The sequence below is a fragment of the Pseudomonas sp. SWRI92 genome (assembly GCF_014268685.1).
In the GTDB taxonomy this organism is placed as follows: Bacteria; Pseudomonadota; Gammaproteobacteria; order Pseudomonadales; family Pseudomonadaceae; genus Aquipseudomonas; species Aquipseudomonas marvdashtae.
On the sequence record NZ_JABWQY010000067.1, the window covers coordinates 1 to 208 of the forward strand.

General features: G+C 61.1%; 1 protein-coding gene. It reads left to right on the plus strand.

What is annotated here, in order from left to right; translation table 11 throughout:
• The coding region (locus HU762_RS26605) for an immunoglobulin-like domain-containing protein (protein ID WP_186641897.1) at positions 1-208 on the plus strand (208 nt) is incomplete at both ends.

Consider the following 208-nt stretch of genomic DNA (forward strand, 5'->3'; position numbering starts at 1 on the left):
GTACCAAGGCCCAACCACCGTCACCGAAAGCATCAGTACCGCCACTGGTGGCAACCTCGAGGCTATCGCTCCGAACACGACTCCGGTCAGCACTATCGTCAGCGATGTCGATGACACCACCACGGTGACGTTGACCGCCACTCCGACCGTGAACGAAAACGGCACCATCACTTACACCGCCACCCTGACCGGTGCCGACGGCAAACCG